Annotated in this window: 17 protein-coding genes; 4 read left to right on the top strand and 13 right to left on the bottom strand. The window is 63.8% G+C overall.

Going from position 1 to position 21,831, the window contains the following annotated elements; genetic code table 11:
* Positions 1-183 precede the first annotated feature (183 nt).
* From LB543_RS29570 to LB543_RS29560, 3 genes are all read left to right on the top strand, one after another.
* Positions 184-558, top strand: a complete 375-nt coding sequence (locus LB543_RS29570) for a YciI family protein (protein ID WP_224592736.1) — start codon at positions 184-186, stop codon at positions 556-558.
* A complete protein-coding gene (locus LB543_RS29565) occupies positions 555-1,829 on the top strand; it encodes an RNA polymerase sigma factor (protein WP_140755854.1) in 1,275 nt (424 codons plus the stop codon). The genes LB543_RS29570 and LB543_RS29565 overlap by 4 nt, the downstream gene beginning before the upstream one ends.
* 200 nt (positions 1,830-2,029) lie before the next feature.
* Entirely contained in the window at positions 2,030-3,544 is a 1,515-nt protein-coding gene (locus LB543_RS29560; protein WP_140755852.1) for an aldehyde dehydrogenase family protein, read from the top strand.
* 212 nt (positions 3,545-3,756) lie between these two features.
* Here the strand turns inward: LB543_RS29560 and LB543_RS29555 are convergent, their stop codons facing one another.
* The 13 genes from LB543_RS29555 to LB543_RS29495 all read right to left on the bottom strand — a co-directional run bounded on the left by LB543_RS29555 (position 3,757) and on the right by LB543_RS29495 (position 21,042).
* Complete coding sequence (locus LB543_RS29555) at positions 3,757-4,584, bottom strand: hypothetical protein (RefSeq protein ID WP_224616664.1); 828 nt, start codon at positions 4,582-4,584, stop codon at positions 3,757-3,759.
* A 422-nt stretch (positions 4,585-5,006) separates the two neighbouring features.
* The gene (locus LB543_RS29550; RefSeq protein ID WP_411908795.1) at positions 5,007-7,742 is read right to left on the bottom strand and encodes a molybdopterin-dependent oxidoreductase; all 2,736 of its coding nucleotides are present in this window, start codon (positions 7,740-7,742) and stop codon (positions 5,007-5,009) included.
* 122 nt (positions 7,743-7,864) lie between these two features.
* Positions 7,865-8,716, bottom strand: a complete 852-nt coding sequence (locus LB543_RS29545; protein WP_224616662.1) for a formate/nitrite transporter family protein — start codon at positions 8,714-8,716, stop codon at positions 7,865-7,867.
* A gap of 63 nt (positions 8,717-8,779) precedes the next feature.
* Positions 8,780-9,118, bottom strand: coding sequence for a nitrite reductase small subunit NirD (gene nirD, locus LB543_RS29540; RefSeq protein WP_181178317.1), 339 nt, complete (start codon positions 9,116-9,118; stop codon positions 8,780-8,782).
* Positions 9,118-11,571, bottom strand: a complete 2,454-nt coding sequence (gene nirB, locus LB543_RS29535) for a nitrite reductase large subunit NirB (RefSeq protein WP_140810479.1) — start codon at positions 11,569-11,571, stop codon at positions 9,118-9,120. Before nirB ends, nirD begins: the two co-directional genes overlap by 1 nt.
* A 41-nt stretch (positions 11,572-11,612) precedes the next feature.
* Positions 11,613-13,364: an ABC transporter ATP-binding protein gene (locus LB543_RS29530; protein WP_224616661.1), complete on the bottom strand. Its 1,752-nt coding sequence runs from the start codon at positions 13,362-13,364 to the stop codon at positions 11,613-11,615.
* A 10-nt stretch (positions 13,365-13,374) separates the two neighbouring features.
* Positions 13,375-14,460: an ABC transporter permease gene (locus tag LB543_RS29525; protein ID WP_140810476.1), complete on the bottom strand. Its 1,086-nt coding sequence runs from the start codon at positions 14,458-14,460 to the stop codon at positions 13,375-13,377.
* On the bottom strand, positions 14,460-15,887 hold the full coding sequence (locus LB543_RS29520) for a CmpA/NrtA family ABC transporter substrate-binding protein (RefSeq protein WP_224616660.1): 1,428 nt from the start codon (positions 15,885-15,887) through the stop codon (positions 14,460-14,462). Before LB543_RS29520 ends, LB543_RS29525 begins: the two co-directional genes overlap by 1 nt.
* 362 nt (positions 15,888-16,249) lie before the next feature.
* Positions 16,250-17,476 carry a CmpA/NrtA family ABC transporter substrate-binding protein gene (locus LB543_RS29515; protein WP_224616659.1) on the bottom strand — a complete coding sequence of 409 codons (1,227 nt, stop codon included), beginning with the start codon at positions 17,474-17,476 and terminating at the stop codon, positions 16,250-16,252.
* Positions 17,477-17,478: 2 nt separating this feature from the next.
* Entirely contained in the window at positions 17,479-18,081 is a 603-nt protein-coding gene (locus tag LB543_RS29510; RefSeq protein ID WP_224592763.1) for an ANTAR domain-containing response regulator, read from the bottom strand.
* Between the two features lie 122 nt (positions 18,082-18,203).
* A complete protein-coding gene (locus LB543_RS29505; protein ID WP_224616658.1) occupies positions 18,204-18,524 on the bottom strand; it encodes a hypothetical protein in 321 nt (106 codons plus the stop codon).
* Positions 18,525-18,636: 112 nt separating this feature from the next.
* Positions 18,637-19,437 carry an endonuclease/exonuclease/phosphatase family protein gene (locus LB543_RS29500; protein WP_140755830.1) on the bottom strand — a complete coding sequence of 267 codons (801 nt, stop codon included), beginning with the start codon at positions 19,435-19,437 and terminating at the stop codon, positions 18,637-18,639.
* Between the two features lie 141 nt (positions 19,438-19,578).
* Positions 19,579-21,042 (bottom strand): phospholipase D-like domain-containing protein, encoded by a 1,464-nt coding sequence (locus tag LB543_RS29495; RefSeq protein WP_224616657.1) that lies wholly within the window; start codon positions 21,040-21,042, stop codon positions 19,579-19,581.
* Between the two features lie 321 nt (positions 21,043-21,363).
* Between LB543_RS29495 and LB543_RS29490 the strand changes: the two genes are divergently transcribed.
* Complete coding sequence (locus LB543_RS29490) at positions 21,364-21,561, top strand: hypothetical protein (protein WP_224616656.1); 198 nt, start codon at positions 21,364-21,366, stop codon at positions 21,559-21,561.
* The last annotated feature ends 270 nt before the right edge of the window (positions 21,562-21,831 follow it).

Below are 21,831 nucleotides of genomic sequence, written 5' to 3'. Positions count from 1 at the left end.
CGCATCACACCGACAGAATGCTCACACTACTTCGAAAACTCCGGATATGACCGAAACTAATCTCATCCCGCTCTAGCTCGGGCGACGGACGAACACCAAACCCACGGCTGCCGGATTTTTTTATCGACGCCGTGTCGGGATCGGTCATACTGTTTCGTCCTTTGATACAGAAAAGGACCGATCATGCTTTACGCCATCCTCTGCTACGCCTCCGAAGATGTCGTCTGCTCCTGGAGCAAGGAACAGGACGACAAGGTCATGGCCGACCTCCTCGGCGTTCAGGAGAGGTATGCCAACGCCGGCCGGCTTGGGCCCGTGGCGCGGCTTTTGCCGACAACAGCGGCAACGACGCTGCGAAAAGTGAAAGGCGAATCGCTGGTCATCGACGGGCCGTTCGCCGAAACCAAGGAACAGTTCCTCGGCTTCTACACGCTCGATTGCGCCGACCTCGATGAGGCCGTCGAATTCGCCCGCGAGCTTTCCGAGGTCAACCCGAGCGGCGGTTCCTATGAGATCCGGCCGGTATCGGTGTTCCTTCCGACCAGGATTCCAGCATGACTGAACTCGCCTGGATAAGCTCCGCGATCAGCGCTGCCCGCCCGCAGGCGATGGGCGCGCTGCTGCGCTATTTTCGCGATCTTGACACCGCGGAGGAAGCTTTCCAGGACGCCTGCCTCAGGGCAATCAAGAACTGGCCGCAAAACGGACCGCCGCGCGATCCGGCGGCCTGGCTGATCTTTGTCGGCCGCAACAGCGGCATCGATGCGGTGCGCAAGCGCGCCAAGCAGGCGCCGATGCCGGAGGAGGACCAGATCTCAGATCTGGAAGATGCCGAGAGCGACATCGCCGAGCGGCTCGACGGCGCGCATTACCGCGACGACATACTGCGGCTGCTGTTCATCTGCTGTCACCCTGATTTGCCCGCAACGCAGCAGATCGCAGTGGCGCTGCGCGTCGTCTCCGGCCTCACCGTCAAGCAGATCGCGCGCGCCTTCCTGGTTGGCGAGAGCGCCATGGAGCAGCGCATCACCCGTGCCAAGGCGCGCATCGCGGACGCCGGCGTGCCGTTCGAGACGCCGGGCGCGGTCGAGCGCTCCGAGCGGCTCGCGGCGGTCGCGTCCATGGTCTACCTGATCTTCAACGAGGGGTACTCGACCAACAGCGGCGAGGCGCCGGCCCGCGCGCCGCTCTGCGAAGAGGCGATCCGGCTGGCCCGGCTGCTGCTCAGACTTTTCCAGACCGAGCCGGAGATCATGGGGCTGACGGCATTGCTTCTGCTGCAGCATGCGCGCGCACCGGCTCGTTTCGACGGCGATGGCGAGATCGTTTTGCTCGAGGACCAGGACCGGAGCCTATGGAGTCGCAAGATGATCGACGAAGGGCTGGCGCTGGTCGACAAGGCCCTGCGCCACCGCAAGCCCGGTCCTTACCAGGTGCAGGCGGCTATCGCAGCGCTCCATGCGCGAGCGGAGAAGGCCGAGGACACGGACTGGGTGGAGATCGACCTGCTCTACGGCCTGCTCGAACAGATGCAGCCGTCGCCGGTCATCACGCTCAACCGTGCGGTCGCGGTCGCCAAGGTGCGCGGACCGGAAGCGGCGCTGGCGATGATCGAGCCGCTCGAACAGAGACTGTCTGGCTATTTCCATTTCTTCGGTCTCAAGGGCGGGCTCTTGATGCAACTCGACCGGGGCGAGGAGGCGCGCATCGCCTTCGACCGCGCCATTGCGCTCGCCAACACGGCGGCGGAAGCAGCCCATATCCGCATGCATATCGACCGTCTGATCAAGGACGGCGCCGTGCGCGCGCCGGCGAAAAAGGCAAACTGAGCGCGCTCTGTCCGGTCGGCTCAAGAGTCGCCTGGCTCAATCGTGCAGCTTGGGCTTGGACCATGCCGGGGTGGCGATTTTCCCCTGAAACAGGTAATGGCACGCCATGATAGCCCCTTCCAGCCGCGACGGCGCCGGGAAGGCATGGCGCAAGGCGTTGACCCCGCCATACGAGCGGCGGGATCTGAAAGGGACAAAAAATGACGATAGCGAAGGAAACGGCCGAGCTTCTGGCGAAACTGGGCGTGGCCAAGGAGGCGCTTGACGGCGGCGACCTGATCGTGCGCAGCCCGGTGACGGGTGAGCAGATCGCGGCGCTGAAGACGATCTCGCCGGCCGATGCGGCGAAGACGATCGATGCCGCCCACCAGGCATTCCAGTCCTGGCGGCTGGTGCCGGGTCCCAAGCGCGGCGAACTGGTGCGGCTGCTGGGCGAGGAACTGCGCGCACACAAGGCCGAGCTTGGCCGGCTGGTGTCGATCGAAGTCGGCAAGATCCCGTCCGAAGGGCTCGGCGAAGTGCAGGAGATGATCGACATCTGCGATTTCGCCGTCGGTCTGTCCCGGCAATTGTACGGTCTGACCATCGCCACCGAGCGTCCGGGCCACCGCATGATGGAAACCTGGCATCCGCTCGGCGTCGTTGGTGTCATCTCAGCCTTCAACTTCCCGGTCGCCGTGTGGTCATGGAATGCAGCGCTTGCGCTGGTCTGCGGCGATGCAGTGGTATGGAAACCTTCCGAGAAGACACCGCTGACGGCGCTTGCCTGCGAAGCGATCTTCAAGCGTGCGGTCAAGCGCTTCGGCGCGGACGCGCCGCAAGGCCTGGCACCGGTGCTGATCGGCGACCGCGCCGTCGGCGAAATCCTGGTCGACCATCCGAAGGTGCCGCTGGTTTCGGCCACCGGCTCGACCCGCATGGGCCGGGATGTCGGTCCACGCCTGGCCAAGCGTTTTGCGCGCGCGGTGCTGGAACTGGGTGGCAACAATGCCGGCATCGTGTGCCCGACCGCCGATCTCGACATGGCGCTGCGCGCCATCGCCTTCGGGGCCATGGGCACCGCCGGCCAGCGCTGCACGACGCTGCGCCGCCTGTTCGTCCATGACAGCGTCTACGACGCCCTGGTTCCGCGCCTGAAGAAGGCCTATCAGAGCGTCTCCGTCGGCAATCCGCTGGAGACCTCGTCGCTGGTCGGGCCATTGATCGACAAGGCCGCGTTCGATGCCATGCAGAAGGCCTTGAGCGAAGCGACCGCCCATGGTGGCAAGGTAACCGGCGGGACGCGGGTCGAGAATGGCCATCCGGATGCTTATTATGTCCATCCGGCGCTGGTCGAAATGCCGAAACAGGTTGCGCCCGTGACGGAAGAGACCTTCGCGCCGATCCTCTATGTGATGAAGTATTCCGATTTCGACGCCGTGCTCGATGAGCACAATGCGGTTGGCGCCGGCCTGTCGTCATCGATCTTCACTCGCGACCTTCAGGAATCCGAGCGGTTCCTCGGTGTCGACGGCTCGGATTGCGGCATCGCCAACGTCAATATCGGCACGTCGGGGGCCGAGATCGGCGGCGCTTTCGGCGGTGAAAAGGAAACCGGCGGCGGCCGCGAGAGCGGCTCCGATGCATGGAAGGCCTATATGCGCCGCGCCACCAACACGGTGAACTATTCCAAGGCGCTGCCGTTGGCCCAAGGCGTCTCCTTCGACATCGATTGAGAACGCAGCAGTAACGCTGGACAGCTTCTGACGCCTGTCCAGCGTCGGCTTTTCGTGACTGGGCGCTGGCCGAGCCAGCCGACGCTGCCGAGGTCCTCGGCGTCGCGCAGCCACGCAAACACGGAACCGGTCAATCGACCTGTTCTGGCGCAACTCCGGACCGAAAATCGTTTCACACTTTTTCCTGAAATTGCGCTCGTGCGCGACGCGACTCAGCCGTCGCTTTGCGATGGCGGAAAACAGGCCTTGAAGGCGGTGTCGACGACGGCCAGCTTGGCGGCCTGGACGGTCATGTATTCCTCGTAGAATCCGTGCGATACCCACATCACCGAATGGCCGCGCTGACCAAGCCAGCCAATGCTGCCGAGTTCCTCCGCCGTGCGCAGTTTGCGGCCGAGATGGGTCCGCGACAGCTTGAGCCATTTGGCGAAGTCGCCGATCGAAACCACGCTGGTCGGAATCCGCTCCAGGCCAGCGTGATCAGGGTCGATGCCCGACATCAGCCAGTCCATGACAATGCCGCCATTGTTGAGCCAGATGAATAGGGAAAAGGTCTGGTTGGGTTCGCGCACCGGCTTGGACGCAAGCAGGCCGTCAGCCACCAGGGGCTGCAGCGTGGCAAGCATCTCGGGCCGCTCCAGGAATCTGGCCAGCCGGTCGCCGCCGTCGATGTGGTCGAGCGTGCGCAGATGGGCTGTCACCCAGCCGGTGAATCGCTCTATGGTGGCCGCCGTCGGCTGCAGGGGATGCGTGCGGCCGTCCCCGCCCGCCACATACTCGGCGATGTTGTAGTGCAGCATCTCCTTGATGAAGGCGTCGGCCGTGTTGCGGCTGGCCACCGCGTTCTTGTGCACGACCTCGATGAAACGCGATACGGTCAGCTCCTTGCGGCGGTCGTTCGGGTCGCGCCTGAAGTGCATGGCAAGGCCGATATGGCCCAAAAGCCAGCGCTGCTGCGTGGCAAAGATGGAAGCCAGCCGCGGGCTTTCCTCGTAGATACGGATCAGGGACTGCGACTGTTCCTGAACGTAGCGGTGCAAGGCCGGATGGTCGGCTATGTCTTCCAGATTCAGCGTTGATCTCCCAATGCCTTGAATGAGCTCGGATGGCGAGGTTGCGTCCCCATTTTCCAGTCTTCAGCGCACATGTCCAGTCGTACGGACTGCGAAGAACAGGGCCAGCCGAGGCACAGATCGACGGCGATGGTTATATGGCGCATTCCGCTAACTGATTGCTATAGCTGGAGAACTCCTTCCCAATAATCGTTAGCCGAACAGCGGAATCCAGCCGCAGCGTTGTGCGACGGTCGTCTGCAGGGGCGCGTCCAATCGCTGGTCATGGCGGCATCTTTCACCCCCATCAACCGATACGGCCGAACCCCGCGAAGTTGGATTAACTGTTGGACAGGTTCGATCCCACATTCCGGCCGGAGTTGAAACCGGCCCAGCGGGTCATGTCGTCTTCACTCGGCGGCCTGAACCCGGTTGGCCAGGATGATCGCGCGAATCTCGGACCGGCAGGAGCCGCAATTGGTGCCTGCCTTCAGCGTGGCGCCGATGGCGTCCACGGTGGTGCAGCCAGCCGACACGGCAGCCGTGATCTGGTTGACCCCGACGTTGAAACAGGAACAGACGGTCGCGCCGGCATCGGGCCGTTCGGCACCGGCGCGACCGGCAACGATCCTGAAGCGCTGGTGCTGGCTGGCGTGGATCTCGCCGAGCCGCTCGGCCGCCCAGCCGCGTGAGACCGCGACCGGACCGGGCGCGATGAACAAGGCACCCGCGAGATGCTCGCCTTCGAAGGCGGCAATGCGGTGCTGGCCGGCCTCGCGGTCGTGATAGGCGAGAACCTCGGCGTCCGCGGTACCGAAGAGCGGACCGGCGAATGCCGTCCAGTCGACATCGTCATCGGCGAAGGCAAGCTCGACCCGCCAGCCGCCCCGGCATCTGGCTAGCGCCCAGTAGTCGGCGGCCATCGTCGCGGGTCTCTTGCGTGTCACGGCAAAGCCGAAGGCCCTGGCGGTGAATTTCTCGATGCGGGCCGCGACATGCTTCAACGCCGGCTGGCCCGACACCGGATCGGCAAGCGATGCCGTGAGCGTGTCGAGCCGGCCCCTGGCGGCGAATTGGTCGGTCCAATGCATCGGCGCGAACAGGCTGCCCGGGCGTTGGCGCGTGGTCACCAGCGCGCGGACCAGCACCTCGCCGCGCGGAGTCGAGACGCGTGCGATATCGGCATCGCCGATGCCGTGGCGCTGCGCATCCACCGGGTGGATCTCGACGAAGGGCTCGGCGATGTGCTGGGACAGTCGCGGGCTTTTGCCGGTGCGCGTCATGGTGTGCCAGTGGTCGCGGATGCGGCCGGTGTTGAGGACGAGCGGGAAGTCGGAGGTGATGCGGGTTTCGACGGTTGGGCGGAGGGCGACGAAGCGCGCCTTGCGGTCGGGCGTGTAGAAGTTGCCGTTGGCGAAGAAGCGGGTGGATCGATGCCCGGTCGGGGTGATTTCCTCTGGCCGAGGTTCGGTGTGAGCGCCTCGATCGACGTGAAGTCGAGCTTGAACGCCTGGGCTCGGCGCTGGCCATTGGAAGGGCGCTAGCGCGTCGTAGTCTTCTCCATCGACACCAGCATAAGCACCGATGTCGAAATCGCGCTCGCCATCGTTCTCGAACCCTGACAGCGCCGCGTGCTCGGCGAAGACCTCCGCCGGCGTCTCATGCGCGAACGCCTCCTCAAAGCCCATGCGCCGCGCCACCTCGGCAATGATCCACCAGTCGGGCCGCGCCTCGCCGGGGGCCGGCAAGAACGCGCGCTGGCGCGAGATGCGGCGCTCGGAATTGGTGACGGTGCCGTCCTTCTCGCCCCAGGCCGTCGCCGGCAGCCGGACATGGGCGTGGCGGACCGTATCGGTCTCGGCCAGCACGTCCGAGACCACGACGAAGGGGCAGGCCTTGATAGCCGCTTCGACGGCGCCTGCATCCGGCATCGAATCGACCGGGTTGGTGGCCATGATCCACAGCGCCTTGATGCGTCCGTCGGCAACCGCCTTGAACATCTCGACCGCCTTGAGGCCGGGCTTCCCTGCAATCGCCGGCGCCTTCCAGAAGCGCTGCACGCGCTCGCGATGCTCGGAGTTTTCGATCTCCATATGGGCGGCGAGCATGTTGGCCATGCCGCCGACCTCGCGGCCGCCCATGGCGTTGGGCTGGCCGGTGACAGAGAACGGCCCGGCGCCCGGTTTGCCGATACGGCCGGTGGCGAGATGGCAGTTGATGATGGCGTTGACCTTATCGGTGCCCTGGGACGACTGATTGACGCCCTGGCTGTAAACGGTGACGGTCTTTTGCGTCCTGGCAAACAGGCTGTAGAAACGGCCGAGCTCGTCTTCGCTGAGCCCCGTGGCGGCGGCGATGCCGGCAAGGTCGAGCGCCGAGGCGGCGAACAGTGCTTGCCCAAAGCCGGTCGTATGCGCCGTGATATAGGCACGGTCGAGCGCATTGTGCTGGCCGAGCCAGGCGAGCAAGCCGGTGAACAGGGCGACGTCGCCATCCGGCGCGATCGCCAGATGCATGTCGGCGATATCAGATGTCATGGTGCGGCGCGGATCGACCAGCACCACCTTCATCTCGGGCCGCTTTTCGCGGGCGGCCGCGATGCGCTGATAAAGCACCGGATGGCACCAGGCGAGGTTGGAGCCGACCAGCACGATCAGATCAGCCAGTTCCAGATCCTCGTAGCTTCCCGGCACGGTGTCCGAGCCGAAGGCGCGGCGGTGGCCGGCGACCGAGGACGCCATGCACAGACGCGAATTGGTGTCGATGTTGGCTGAGCCGACAAAACCCTTCATCAGCTTGTTGGCGAGGTAGTAATCCTCGGTCAGCAACTGGCCGGAGACGTAGAACGCGACCGCGTCGGGACCATGCTCGGCAATGGTTTGCGAGAAGGTCGAGGCGACGAGGTCGAGCGCCTCGTCCCAAGAGGAGCCGCGGCCGTGGATTTGGGGATCGAGCAATCGGCCGTCGAGGCCAATGGTCTCGGCGAGTGCGGAGCCCTTGGAGCAGAGCCTTCCGAAATTCGCCGGATGATCGGGGTCGCCACGGACGGACACCTGCCCGTCCGCGGCGACCTTCGCCAGCACGCCGCAGCCCACCCCGCAATAGGGGCAGGCGGTCTTTACCTGAAAGGGCGCCATGGCCTTCATCGACGGACCCAATCAGGTGAGGAGACAACCATGCTCGGAACGCATGGGCAGCGGCGCCATGTCGCCATGGCTCCCCGCCGTTCTGAACGGAGGGCGGCGGCCCAGATCAGCTTCGCCATGGACTATTCCGCGGCAGCGCGCGCGCCGGCCGCGAGGCGAGCCGCGGGAGCGACACGCTTCGGGCCGGTGCGGGCATGGGTGGAATAAAGCGTCAGGCCGACAAAGGTTATCCCGCCCACGAGATTTCCGAGCACGGTCGGAATCTCGTTCCATACGAAATAGTCCATAATCGAGAATTTCGCGTGGAGCATGAGACCCGAGGGAAATAGGAACATGTTCACGACGGAATGCTCGAAACCCATGTAGAAGAAGACCATGATCGGCATCCACATGCCGATCACCTTGCCCGACACGGAGGTCGACATCATCGCCGCCACAACGCCGGTCGAAACCATCCAGTTGCACAGGATGCCGCGGATGAAGAGGGTGAGCATACCCGCGGCGCCATGGGCGGCATAGCCAAGGGTGCGGCCTTCGCCGATTTCGCCGATCTTCTGGCCGACGACGTTCGGCTCCACAGTGAAGCAGAAGGTAAAGACGATCGCCATCATCAGGGCGACCGTCAGCGCGCCGGCGAAATTGCCAATGAAGACCAGGCCCCAGTTGCGCAGCACGCCGCCTGACGTCACGCCTGGACGCTTGTCGATCAACGCCAGGGGAACGAGCGTGAAGACGCCGGTCAGCAGGTCGAACCCCATCAGATACAGCAGGCAAAAGCCAACCGGGAAAAGGATGGCGCCGGCGAGTGGCTGCCCGGTCTGGACGTTGATGGTGACGGCGAAGACGGCGGCGAGCGCGAGGATTGCGCCGGCCATATAGGCGCGGATCAGAGTATCCTTCGTCGACATGAATATCTTCGCTTCGCCGGCGTCGATCATCTTGGTCACGAATTCCGCAGGTGCGACATATGCCATGGTCAGGTCTCCTTGCTTGAAAGGAACAGGGACGGCGTCCGTCCGGAACGTGAGGTTCTCATGCTACTCCGCCGCGACCGCCACCACCCACGATTGGCCTATGGAAATCCGGTCATCCTCGATCCTGACCGGAATGGTGCGTACCGCGCCCTCGTCGGCGCCAAGCGCCTTGCCCGTCTCCAACGAGATCACCCAATTGTGCAAGGGACAGGTCACCGCTGCGCCATGGACGATGCCCTGGCTGAGCGGTCCGCCTCTGTGCGGGCAATGGTCGTCAATGGCGAAGACCTGATCGTCCGCTGTGCGGAAAACGGCGATCTTGCCCTGCGGTGTCGCGACGCAACGCGCGCCGCGGCGGGGGATGTCGGAGATCTTGCCGATCGATACCCAGTTCATCATCATCACTCCGCCGCCTGCGCAAACCCGACCGACGCCATCGGCCTGAACTCGTGCTTATCCTTGCCGGAGACGCGCTCCGACCAGGGATCGACCTGCGCGAATTTCTGCGAAAAGACGAAGCGCTCGTAATAGGCTTGACGCTTCTCGCCATCGTCCATGATCTGGCGCTTGATCTCGGCGATGCCGATGCGCTTGGCCCATTTGTAGATGCGCTCGAGATAGCGGCCCTGCTCGCGGTACATCTGCGTCAGCGCTACGATATGCTCCAGCGCTTCGTCTTCGGTTTTGACCAGCCCCAGCACTTCCGTGCCTTTGATGTCGAGGCCGGCGGCACCGGCGAAGTGAATCTCGTAGCCACTGTCGACGCAGATGACGCCGACATCCTTGCATGTCGCCTCCGCACAGTTGCGCGGACAACCCGACACTGCCATCTTGACCTTGGCGGGCGTCCACGAGCCCCACATGAATTTCTCGATGCGAATGCCGAGCCCGGTCGAATCCTGTGTGCCGAAGCGGCACCAGTCGGAGCCGACGCAGGTCTTCACCGTGCGCAGGCCCTTGGCATAGGCATGGCCCGAGACGAAGCCGGCCTGGCCAAGATCGGCCCACACCGCCGGCAGGTCCTCCTTGCGGATGCCCAGCATGTCGATGCGCTGGCCGCCGGTAACCTTGACCATCGGAATCTCGAACTTGTCGACGACGTCGGCGATGGCGCGCAGTTCGGCCGCATTGGTCACGCCGCCCCACATGCGCGGCACCACCGAATAGGTGCCATCCTTCTGGATGTTGGCGTGGACGCGCTCGTTGATGAAGCGCGACTGGTAGTCGTCGGCATACTCGTCCGGCCAGTCGCAGACGAGGTAGTAGTTGAGTGCCGGCCGGCATTTGGCGCAGCCACAGGAGGTTTTCCACTCCAGCTCCTGCATGACCGCCGGAATGGTCTTCAGGTGCTTGGCCTTGATCAGCCGGCGTACTTCGTCGTGGCCGAAGGTGGTGCAGGAACACATGGGCTGCACCGCGGCGGGGTTGTAGGTGTCGCCGAGGGTCAGCACCATCAGCTTTTCGACCAGCCCGGTGCAGGAGCCGCAGGAGGCCGACGCCTTGGTGTGGGCGCGCACGTCGTCAAGCGAAGTCAGGCCCTTGCCCGTGATCGCGCCGGTGATCTTTCCCTTGCAAACGCCGTTGCAGCCGCAGATTTCCGCATCATCCGGCAAGGCTGCAACGGCCGCCATAGGGTCCAGCGGGGCACCCCCCTGGTAGGACTGGCCGAAGATTAACGTATCGCGCATTTGCGATATGTCGGTCTGTTTCTTCTTCAGGTCGTTGAACCAGGCGCCATCGGCCGTTTCGCCGTAGAGCACGGTGCCGATGATGCGATCGTCCTTCAGCACCAGCCGCTTGTAGACGCCGGCGGAAGCATCGCGCAGCACGATCTCCTGGCGGTCGTCGCCGTCGGCGAAGTCGCCGAGCGAGAAGAGATCGATGCCGGTGACCTTGAGCTTGGTCGGCGTGTCCATGTGGACGAAGGCGGCGGTTTCGTCGCCGGCAAGCTGATGGGCGGCAACACGCGCCATCTCGTAGAGCGGCGCCACCAGCCCGTAGACCATGCCGCCCACCTCGGCGCACTCGCCGAGCGCGAAGATGTCGGGGTCGTTGCTGCGCATGCCGGCATCGACGACGATGCCTCTGTTCACGGCGATGCCTGCATCCTTGGCAAGTGCTGCGTTCGGCCTGATGCCGACCGCCATCACCACCAGCGTCGCCGGAATGATGGTGCCGTCGGCCAGTTCCACCTGCTCGACCTTGCCATTGCCCGTGATGGCCTGGGTGTTAGCCTTGGTGATGACCTTGATGCCGCGCTCCTCCACCGCGCGCTGCAGGAGGTAGCCGGCGGCCGGATCGAGCTGGCGTTCCATCAGAGTCGGCATGACATGCAGCACGGTGACATCCATGCCTTGTGAATTCAGTCCGGCCGCGGCCTCGAGCCCGAGCAGGCCGCCTCCGATGACCACGGCCTTGGCGCGCGACTGCGCGGCAAGCATCATCGCGCGGACGTCATCCAGATCGCGATAGGTCAGCACGCCCGGCAAATTGTGGCCCGGCACCGGGATGATGAACGGCACCGAACCGGTGGCGATGACCAGCTTGTCGTAGGGTTCGGTCACGCCGTGGTCCGAGGTGACGGTCTTCGCCTGCCGGTCGATGGCTACGATCTTGTGGCCCTTGTAGAGGGTGATGCCGTGCTTGATGTACCAGCCATCGCCATGGATGATGATCTCTTCATAGGCCTTTTCGCCCGACAGAACCGGGGACAGCATGATGCGGTCGTAGTTCACGCGCGGCTCGGCGTTGAAGATGGTGACCGCGTAACGGTCCGGTGCCTGCTCCAGGAGGTGCTCCAGCATGCGCCCGGGCGCCATGCCGTTGCCGATGATGACGAGTTTTTCTTTTGCCATCGCTGGAAGTTCAATGTCCCTGGGGGTCATCCTTGGGCCTCCTATTCCGCCGCCGCGACTGAAAGCGCGCCGTCGCCACGGCGCGTGCGGTGCGCGCGTTTCTGTTTGATCTGTTGCAGCAGCGCCGGGTCGGGATCAGCGCCGCCTTCATACGCTTCGAGGAAGTCGAGCAATTCTTCGCGGTAAGCGTAGTAGTCCGGGTGGGCGAGCAGCGCCTTGCGCGAACGCGGCCGCGGCAAATCCACCTCCATGATGTTGCCGATGCGGGCGTTGGGACCGTTCGACATCATCACCACGCGGTCGGCCAAGAGGATCGCCTCGTCGACGTCGTGGGTGACGCAGATTGCGGTGACCTGGGTGCGCTTCCAGACATCCATGAGGACGTCCTGGAGTTCCCAGCGCGTCAGCGAATCCAGCATGCCGAACGGCTCGTCGAGCAAAAGCAGCTTGGGCGACAGCGAGAAGGCACGGGCGATGCCGACACGTTGCTTCATGCCGTTGGAGAGTTCGGCGGCCAGCCGGTGCATGGAGTCGCCGAGCCCGACCCGGTGCAGGTAATATTCGATGACGTCCTTGCGCTCGGCCGGCGTCGCATCGGGATAGACGCGGTCGACACCCAGCGCGACATTCTCGCGCGCTGTCAGCCACGGCATCAGCGACGGCGCCTGGAAGACGACGGCGCGCTCGGGTCCGGCGCCGGTCACCTCCTTGCCGTCAAGGACGATGCCGCCGCTGGAAATGCCGTTGAGGCCGGCCGCCATCGACAGCACCGTCGACTTGCCGCAGCCGGAATGGCCGATGAGCGTGATGAATTCGCCCTTCTTCATCTTGAGGTCGAATCCGTCGACGACGGTGACCGGATCCTTCGGTGTCGGATAGACCTTGCGCACCTCGAAGAACTCGACATAGCGCTCCTCGACCGGTGAGGCCGACGCCTCGCGATAGGCTTTCGGCGGCGTGCTCTTCTGTGTGATCGGCACGATTTTCGGCAGTTGGATGCCACTTTCGAGGTCGCCGCCTTCGGCGCCGGCATCGATCAGATACTGGGTCACGGCGGCACGCAGGCGGATGAATTCCTCGTCATGGTTCATCGCGGCGCGGTTGCGCGGCCGCTCGATGTCGACGCGGAACGACGGCCCGAGCGTCGCATTCGGCCCCGGTTTCAGGGGGATGATGCGGTCGGCGAGCAGGATCGCCTCGTCGACGTCGTTGGTGATAAGGATGATGGTCTTCTTCTCCTTGCCGCAGATGTCGGCCAGCTCGTCCTGCAGCTTCGAACGGGTGAGCGCATCGAGCGCCGACAGCGGCTCGTCGAGGAGAAGAATGTCCGGCCGCGTCGCCAGCGCCCGTGCGACCGAGACGCGCTGGCGCATGCCGCCGGAAAGCTCGGCCGGCTTGCGGTCGATGGCGTGCGAAAGGCCGACCAGTTCGATATAGTCCCGCGTGATCGCCTGCCGTTCGGCCTTCGGCGTGCCCTTCAGGACGGCATCGACCGCCAACGCGACATTGCCGTAGACCGAAAGCCACGGCATCAGCGAATAGGACTGGAAGACCACGCCGCGATCGGCACCGGGACCATCGATCTGCTTGCCGCGCACCAGCACGCCGCCGCTATCGGGGCTGATCAGGCCGGCGATCGCCGAAATCAGCGTCGTCTTGCCGGAGCCGGAAAAGCCGACGATGGCGATGAACTCGCCCTCCTCGACCTTGAGGTTGATGTCGGACAGGACTTCGGTGCGCCTGGCTCCCTCGCCATAGGCCTTCGACAGGCCGGTCACTTCAAGAATAGCCATCGCGTGCGCCCTACCTGTTGGCCGAGAAGGTCAGCGCCGACTGCAGCGCGAACATGATGCGGTCGAGCACGAAACCGATGATGCCGATGGTCAGAACCGCGACCATGATGCGGGCGAGCGACGTCGACGAGCCGTTCTGGAATTCGTCCCAGACGAATTTGCCGAGCCCCGGATTCTGGGCCAGCATTTCGGCGGCGATGAGCACCATCCAGCCGACGCCGAGCGACAGCCGCAGCCCTGTGAAGATCAGCGGCAGCGCCGAAGGCAGGACGAGCTTGCGGATCGTCGTGAGGGTCGAGAGCTGCAGCACCTTGCCGACGTTGACGAGATCCTTGTCGATCGAGGCGACGCCGAGCGCGGTGTTGATCAAGGTCGGCCAGAGCGAGCACAGCGTCACGGTGACGGCGGAAATGACCAGCGATTTCGGCAGCGCGTCGCTTGGATCGACATAGAGCGCCGAAACGACCATCGTCACGATCGGCAGCCATGCCAGTGGCGACACGGGCTTGAAGATCTGCACCAGCGGATTGACGGCGCCGTTGAACGTCTTGGAGAGCCCGGAGGCGATGCCGAGCGGCACGGCGACGATCGTGGCGATCAGGAAGCCGAGGCCGACGGTCTCGAGCGAGGTGAGGATCTGGTCGAAATAGGTCGGCTTGCCGGTGTAGGCGCGCTGCTTGACCTGGTCGGCCTTGCCCTCGCTCACCAGCTGCGCGTTGCGCGCCTCGAGCCGCTGGTAGAAGGCAGCTTCCTTTTCGCGCTCGGCCCAGTGGTCGGCCCATAGAACACCGGCCTGCTGCCAGACCTCGACCGGGCCCGGTATGGCGCCGAGCGAGGTCTGCACGCGCGGAGCGAGCACGCCCCAGGCAGCCAGGAAAACCGCAATGCCAAGCAGCGGGATGACAAGCAGGCGCTTCAATTCGCCAAGCTGCTCGGAGACATTGTCGCCGGCGGCGATCCTGAATATCGGCGCCAACCAGGCGAGGCCGAGCACTTCCAGCCATCGCGCCGCGCCGTTGATGCGCGTGAGCAGACGCTCCTTGCGTTTGGCGCGGGCCACGTCCAACGCGGCGTTTGTTCCGGTTGCAAACGTCATCAGCCGGCGATCTCCGTGCCCTGGATGACCTGCTTGGCCTTCAGCCCGATCGAAAGGCTATCGATATAGGCGTTGGGCTTCTTGCCGTCGTAAGCGATGCCGTCGATGAACTCGGCCGTAGGCGCCTTGTAACCGTCGCTGTCCCAGGGGAAGTCGGCCTTGCCAGCCTTGCCCTCGTCGACCAGCATTTTCGCGGCCTTGAGATAGATGTCGGGCAGGTAGACGGATTTCGCGGTGTCGGCATACCACTGGTCGTCCTTGCCGACCGGGATCTGCCCCCAGCGCCGCATCTGCGTCAGGTACCAGATGGCATCCGAATAGTAGGGATAGTTGGCGAAATGGCGGAAGAAGACGTTGAAGTCGGGAACGTCGCGCTTGTCGCCCTTTTCATATTCGAAGGTGCCGGTCATGGAATTGGCGATCACCGCCTCGTCGGCGCCGACATATTCGGGCTTGGCCAGCATCTTCACCGCCGCCAGCCGGTTGGCGTTGTTGTCCGCGTCCAGCCACATCGCGGCACGGATCAGCGCCTTGGTGATGGCAATCGTGGTGTTTGGGTATTTTTCGGTGAACTCCTTGGTCATGCCGAAGACTTTTTCCGGATTGTTCTTCCAGATCTCGTAGTCGGTGATGACCGGAACGCCGATGCCCTTGAACACGGCGGCCTGGTTCCACGGCTCGCCGACGCAGTAGCCGACGATGGTTCCGGCCTCGAGCGTGGCCGGCATCTGCGGCGGCGGCGTCACCGAGAGCAGCGCATCCGCCTTGATCTGGCCCGAAATGTCGTCCGGCGAATAGAAGCCCGGGTTGATGCCGCCCGAAGCCAGCCAGTAGCGCAGTTCGTAATTGTGCGTCGAAACCGGAAAGACCATGCCCATGTTGAACGGCTTGCCCTCGGCCTTGAACTTGTCGATGACGGGCTTCAGGGCATCGGCCTTGATCGGATGGACGGGCTTGCCGTCCGCGACCGGGATGTGGGCCTTCATCATTTCCCATACGGCGTTGGAAACGGTGATGCCGTTGCCGTTGAGATCCATGGAAAAGGGCGCGACGAGTTCGGCCTTGGTACCGTAGCCGATGGTCGCGGCAAGCGGCTGGCCGGCCAGCATGTGGGCGCCGTCGAGCTGACCGGTGATGACGCCGTCGAGCAGGACCTTCCAATTGGCCTGCGGCTCGAGCGTCACATAGAGGCCTTCATCCTCGAAGTAGCCGAGCTCCTTGGCGACGGCGAGCGGCGCCATGTCGGTCAGCTTGATGAAGCCGAACTTGAGCTCGTCCTTCTCGACGGCAAGCATTTCGGCACGGGCCGGAATTGGAAACAGCGTCTTTGCGGCGACGAACAGCCCCGCCGTCAGTGCACTGCTGGCAAGAAAATCGCGGCGCGTGAAATCCTTGAGGGAGGTGCCAGTTCCGATCCGTTTCGTCATCGTCGTCTCCGGTTGGGGCGCCGCTTGGGATCAGCGCCGTCGATTGCGTGTTCGGGTCAAAAACAAAAAAGCCGCCGTCCAGGCCTTCGCGCCCGTCTATCGGGGATCGCGTGTCGACCTGAGCGGCAGCTTTGCCTGTGGGCGCCCATCGTTGGACGCCTGTTCCGTTGCCCGTGAAGGGCTCGTTTATTTCAAAGCAGGAACCGTGCCAGTTTTTCCCTCAGCAGGAATTTCTAATGAAATCAGCTGGATCGCCGACTCATGGTTCGGCCGCGCCGGCAACGGATAAGGTCAAACATTGACCAATCCGGTCGATGGATCGCATAAATTTTGTGCAATGCACAAGAATGGCGCGCAAATGCTCAGGGGTGCGACTGGCTCGCAATATAGGCGTCGATCTCATCGGGATCGAAGATCTGGCCGTCGAAGAAGCCGTCCGGGCCGAGCACCAGGCTTGCGCCCGCCGAGCCCACCGGAGTCGCCACCTTCAGCGCGCCTTCGACCTTGGCATTGGCGCCGGGCAGCGCGACGCCGAGCGGCTTCAGCGCCGAGCGGTACAGGTCGGGCCGGTAGCAATCGCGGGCAATGGCAAGGTTTTCCGGCGTGTGTGCGACGTGGCCCCAGCGGACCATCTGCGTGTAGAACCACAGCGAATGGCTCTTCCAGGGAAAGTTGGCGGCCTTGCCGAAAGGCAGGAAGAAGTCCTCGACGGTCCGTTGTGCTCCGCCGCCGAGCTGCAGATGCCCGGTCAGGATCGGCATCTCAATGGCCGCCTTCTGGCCGAGGAAGCCGGGCTGTGCCATCAGCGCCGCCAGTTCGCCATGATTTGCCGCGTCCTGGCACCAGCGGGCGGAGTGGTGCAGCGCCCTCAGCAGCGCCGCCAGCGCGTCCGGCTTTTCTTGCGCCCAGGCCTTGCGCGCGCCGATGACTTTCTCCGGGCTGTTGCGCCAGAGCAGCGCCTTGACTGTGACGATATGGCCGGTGCCGGCCGCCACTGCGGCGCTGTTCCAGGGTTCGCCGACGCAATAGCCATCGATGCGGCCGGCGGCCAGCGCATCGGTCATGAAGGGCGGCGGCACGATGACGATCTCGATCTCGAGGTCCGGGTCGACACCGCAGGCGGCGAGCCAATAGCGCAGTTCGTAATTGTGCCCGGAATGCGGATGCACGACGGCAAAGCGCAGCGGCTCGCGGCCGGCGGCCGCCCGCTCGCGGATGAACGCACCGAGGGCTGCGCCGGCACGTGCCGGATCGAGGTCCGGTACGACTCCATGCGCCGCCATGCTTTCCCAGACGGCGTTGGAGACGGTGACGCAGTTGCCGCCGAGCCCCAGCGAAAAGGGCACGATGGTCTCGGAGGCGAGGGGGGTGAGACCAAGATTGCAGGCAAGCGGCATCGGCCCGAGCATGTGCGCGAGGTCGAAATGGCCGATGGCGATGCGGTCGCGGATGTTGGCCCAGGAGGTCTCGCGGTGCAGGATGAGATCGATGCCTTCGCGCGCGGCAAAGCCCAGTTCGCCGGCCGCGACCAGGACGGCGCTGTCGAACAGCGGCATGAAGCCAGCGGTGATCTGGTGCTCGGCGCCCATGTCTATTCGTCCTCCGCCGGTCCGAGAAGCCCGGCGGCAGTCACCAGGCTCTGGGCGATATCGCTGATCTTGCGGTTCTGATTCATCGCCGTCTTGCGCAGCAGCGTGTAGGCGGCTTCTTCGGTCAGGCCGCGCGACTTCATCAGGATGCCCTTGGCGCGGTCGATCACCTTGCGGCTCTCGAGTTCGCTGCGCGCCTCTTCCAGTTCGCGCGCCATGCGCGAGAAAGCGTTGAAGCGGCTCACCGCCATGTCGAGGATCGGCTTGACGCGCTCCTGCCTCAACCCGTCGACGACATAGGCCGAAACGCCGGCATCGACAGCGGCCTCGATCGAGGCTTGGTCGGAGCGGTCGACGAACATGGCGATCGGCCGCTTTACGGCGCGGGACAACTGGAACATGTTTTCCAGCATGTCGCGGTTGGGGTTTTCCAGGTCGATGACGATGACGTCGGGCTCGATCTCGGCGATGCGGCGCGCAATGCCGCTGACGTCATGGATGACGGTGACCCGCTGATGGCCGGCCTCGCGCAAGCCGGCCTCGATTATCGAAGCGCGGATGCGGTTTTCGTCGATCACCAGGACGGCGAGTGAAGTTCGGATCATGCCCGCATTGTGGGCATGCTCGGGAATTTGTGCAATGCGGCATACCCACCGGCCTTGGAAGGTCGGTGGCTAAGCCCAGAATGCTTGGTGGCGAAAAGTATCTGCCTAGCAGGAGACGCCGATCAGCCGCAGACGCGAACGTCTTCGATCACCCTGTGGTGGTGACGCCAATGCACGACCGTCTCGATGTGGCAGCGGTGGTGCCGGTGGTGCCAGCGGTAACCGTCATTGCCGTAGTCATCGTACTGAGCGTTCTGGTCGCCATTATACTGGTTGTCATAACGGCGCACATGATGACGGCGAACGACCACTCCGGAATTGTCATCCGAGGAATATTGGTTGCCGTCGTCGGACTGGATTGTCACACTTGCAGCCTGCGTAGGCGCAATCGCTGCCGCTGTCGCGGCAAACGCCAGCACCGAGGCCAAAATCAATTTCTTCATTCCATCCTCCTGAATGTTCAATGCACATAAACTCGCGGAAGAACCGGGTGTTCCGCTCAAATCCACACACGCTTTGCTACGCCGGCGACATCAAGGCGTTATCGGCCACGTGCTACAGGTGGACGAAGGCGGTCAGCGGCAGATGGTCGGAGGCCACGCGCGACAGCGGCGTGTCATGCGCTTCGACGGTCGCGATCATGCCGTGCCGGTTGGCCATGATCCGGTCGAGCGCCAGCAGTGGCAGGTTGGACGGGAAGGTGGGAACTGCCGGCGGCTGCGGGCCGAAAGTCGCGTGCAGCGTGTTCAGCGCGGAGCGGTTTCCGAGCCGCCATTCGTTCAGATCGCCGAGCAGGAGCGTCGGCTTCTCGTCGGGGCTGTTCATGAGATCGAGCACGACCTGGGCCTGCTGCGAGCGGGAGCGGCGCAGCAATCCCAGATGGGCAGCGATGATGCGCAAGGACTGATTTCCATCGAGATCGATCTCCGCCACCACGGCGCCGCGCGGTTCGAGACCCGGAAGCCTGATCTGATGCACGTCGCGAACGACGCCTCTTTTGAACAGCAGGACATTACCGTGCCAGCCATGGCCTTTGCCCGTTGCCGAAATGGGCACCGGCACGAGGCCGGTTTCCAGTTCGAGACGGTGCAGGTCGAGAAGCCCGACACGGTCACCGAAACGACTGTCGGCCTCCTGCAGGGCGATGAGGTCGGGGGCGATCTCGCGGATGACGCGGCTGGTGCGGTCGGGATCGAACTTGCGGTCGACGCCGATGCATTTGTGGACGTTGTAGGAGGCGACCAGCGTCCCGGTGACGCCACCCTTCTTCGGCGACAAGGCGTTGGCCTTGCGCATCCGCCTGTCGCGAATGGACAGGAGCACGCTGGCCGGCAGGCTGCGCCCGTTCATTCGCATAGCGCGCCCATCATCCTTGCTGTTCTCACCATGCACCTAGAAATAGAGTCTTTCGGCCGATGTTCCATGGTTGGCGACACGCTATCGGGCAAACACGTCGTTTTGTTAAAGACAGGGTTTTTCTCGGAGATAATGGTTTTTCTAGAGATAGGGCGATCCTAGCCAAAGGATGCGGTCGAACAGGCGGATGATGAACGGCCGGGCGCGCAAGGAGGCCAGCGTGACAGGGATGGCCGTTTCGATCGCCGATTCGATCCGGGTCTCGATCTCGGTGGCAAAACCTGCGTCGAGGACCTCCAGGTCGATCTCGAAGTTGAGCCGAAGCGAGCGGGCGTCGAGGTTGGAGGACCCGACATAGGCCCACACGCCGTCGATCGAAAGCAGCTTGGAATGGTCGAAGGGTCCTTCCGTGCGCCATATGCGGCAATAATTCTTCAGGATCTGGTCGAATTGGGCGGTCATGGCGCGGTCGACAAGGAAGAGGTTGTTCACCGCCGGCACCACGACATCGATCTCGACACCGCGCCTCGCCGCGGTGACCAAGGCACTGATCAGTTCCCGGTCCGGCAGGAAATAGGGCGACATCAGCCGGATCGACTTGCGCGCGACCGAGAAGGCGCCGATCACCAGTTTGTGGTTGGTTTCGTTGCTGGCATCCGGCCCCGATGCGACCGCACGCACCAGCATCGGCTGGCCGGCGGGCGGTGAAACCGGCGTGATCCGCCAGGCATCGCCCTTCAGCGCCTCCTTGGTGGCGAAGCGCCAGTCTTCCGCGGCGACCGAGAAGAGATCGGCGACAACAGGTCCGGTGACCTGGAAATGCGTGTCCCTGGCGCTGTTCGACCCGGCGAACTCCGCCGAAAAACCCTTGCGGATGTTCATGCCGCCGGTAAAGGCAACCATGCCGTCCACCACCAGGATCTTGCGGTGGGTCCGCAGGTTGGCATAGGGCAGGCGCAGGCCCATGACGATGTTGCCGTTGAAGACATCCGCCGTGATGTTGGCGCTGCGCAGATGCCCCAGGATGCTCGGGACGGAGTAGCGGGCGCCGACGGCATCGATCAGCACACGGACGGTGACGCCGCGCCGGACAGCGCCGGCCAGCGCTTCGACGAAAAGCAGGCCGACGGCGTCATTGTCGAAAATATAGGTCTCGAGCAGGACGCTGCGCTCGGCCCCGTCGATGGCCGCGCACATGGCGGGGTAGGCCTCGTCGCCGCTCTCCAGCACGTCGATTGCATTTCCCGGATTGAGCGCGCGCCGCGCCACCCTGTCGCCCAGCGTCCGGAGGCCGGTGAAGCGCTGTCCGTAGCGCTCGATGATCAACGCCTCTTCGGCGGCGACGTCGCGCTCATGCTTGGCCGACACCAGGCCATCGGCAAGCGGGCGCTGTGCGCTGATCGTGGCGCGGCGGATGCGGTTGATGCCGGCCACCAAATAGATCAGCACGCCGAGGATCGGCGACAGCACCATGACGCCGACCCAGCCGGTGGCGGCGCGGACGTCCTCCTTGGTCATGACGGCATGGGCAATGCCGATGGTCGCCATCACCACCGAGATGATCGCCAGTATTCGGGGCCAGTGAATCGCCAGGGTTTCGAACATTGCCGGGACTATCCAGCGAGCGCCCGCAGAAGGCAATGCAGCCGGCGATGTCCACACCGCCCATTGGCCGCGCGGCGCTGCCGGTTGCGTCTACGGATGCGAGAACGGCTGGCGCACGGTTATTTGAGCAAGCAAACCAGGACGCTGAAAGCGGCGTCCACCCCTGACCCCAGGAAAGCATAGAACCGGTGTGATCCGGCGTCGTCCCGTGCTGCTTTGGTCCTCCGGGGCTTCCTGTACTTTGGAACCGCATCCGTTGTATATCAAAGGGAATGAAATTGCCGATGTAAAACTTCGGCTGAAGGCGATGGGGGGCGCCGAATGATGACGTTCAACTTCGAGAGGCCGGGCGACGGCGATATGTCGGCCGATTGCCAGGATCAGTTGCTGCCTCTCATCAACGGGATCGTCCAGGCTGCGGTGGCTGCCGGCTGGAACCGGGACGACGTTCTTCTGGCTTTCGTGGAACTCGCCTGGGATCTGTACGAGAACCGATCTGTAGCAGCGGGCCGCCAATAACCGGCTACGCACGTGGCTTTCAGCCTCCATCAGTGGTTGACGAGAATACAGAATCGCATGACCGGTCGGCAAAACTCCGGGATGGCGAAGACCTCGCACCAAGCGAAAATGAGACGCTCGTCATCGCCGACCATTCTTTCCTTCCTTTCTCGAATAAAGATTTTTCTTTGCGCGTGGGAGTTCTTTCCAAGCCAAGGTGGCTGCGTTACGCTGTGGTTGGGTCGGGAAAGGGGATTTAAGGCGGCGAGACGGCTGAGGCAGTGCGAATGA

The sequence above is a fragment of the Mesorhizobium sp. ESP7-2 genome (assembly GCF_020164715.1).
GTDB lineage: Bacteria > Pseudomonadota > Alphaproteobacteria > Rhizobiales > Rhizobiaceae > Mesorhizobium.
The sequence above is the reverse complement of the archived record's forward strand: the minus strand, read 5'-3'. Positions and strand labels throughout refer to the sequence as shown.

Excerpts from the sequence above, each read along its gene's own strand:
- LB543_RS29570 (WP_224592736.1), top strand. The coding sequence starts at position 184 with ATGCTTTACGCCATCCTCTGCTACGCCTCCGAAGATGTCGTCTGCTCC.
- LB543_RS29565 (WP_140755854.1), top strand. The coding sequence starts at position 555 with ATGACTGAACTCGCCTGGATAAGCTCCGCGATCAGCGCTGCCCGCCCG.
- LB543_RS29560 (WP_140755852.1), top strand. The coding sequence starts at position 2,030 with ATGACGATAGCGAAGGAAACGGCCGAGCTTCTGGCGAAACTGGGCGTG.
- LB543_RS29550 (WP_411908795.1), bottom strand. The coding sequence starts at position 7,742 with ATGAAGGCCATGGCGCCCTTTCAGGTAAAGACCGCCTGCCCCTATTGC.
- LB543_RS29545 (WP_224616662.1), bottom strand. The coding sequence starts at position 8,716 with ATGGCATATGTCGCACCTGCGGAATTCGTGACCAAGATGATCGACGCC.
- nirD (WP_181178317.1), bottom strand. The coding sequence starts at position 9,118 with ATGATGATGAACTGGGTATCGATCGGCAAGATCTCCGACATCCCCCGC.
- nirB (WP_140810479.1), bottom strand. The coding sequence starts at position 11,571 with ATGGCAAAAGAAAAACTCGTCATCATCGGCAACGGCATGGCGCCCGGG.
- LB543_RS29530 (WP_224616661.1), bottom strand. The coding sequence starts at position 13,364 with ATGGCTATTCTTGAAGTGACCGGCCTGTCGAAGGCCTATGGCGAGGGA.
- LB543_RS29525 (WP_140810476.1), bottom strand. The coding sequence starts at position 14,460 with ATGACGTTTGCAACCGGAACAAACGCCGCGTTGGACGTGGCCCGCGCC.
- LB543_RS29520 (WP_224616660.1), bottom strand. The coding sequence starts at position 15,887 with ATGACGAAACGGATCGGAACTGGCACCTCCCTCAAGGATTTCACGCGC.
- LB543_RS29515 (WP_224616659.1), bottom strand. The coding sequence starts at position 17,476 with ATGGGCGCCGAGCACCAGATCACCGCTGGCTTCATGCCGCTGTTCGAC.
- LB543_RS29510 (WP_224592763.1), bottom strand. The coding sequence starts at position 18,081 with ATGATCCGAACTTCACTCGCCGTCCTGGTGATCGACGAAAACCGCATC.
- LB543_RS29505 (WP_224616658.1), bottom strand. The coding sequence starts at position 18,524 with ATGAAGAAATTGATTTTGGCCTCGGTGCTGGCGTTTGCCGCGACAGCG.
- LB543_RS29500 (WP_140755830.1), bottom strand. The coding sequence starts at position 19,437 with ATGCGAATGAACGGGCGCAGCCTGCCGGCCAGCGTGCTCCTGTCCATT.
- LB543_RS29495 (WP_224616657.1), bottom strand. The coding sequence starts at position 21,042 with ATGTTCGAAACCCTGGCGATTCACTGGCCCCGAATACTGGCGATCATC.
- LB543_RS29490 (WP_224616656.1), top strand. The coding sequence starts at position 21,364 with ATGATGACGTTCAACTTCGAGAGGCCGGGCGACGGCGATATGTCGGCC.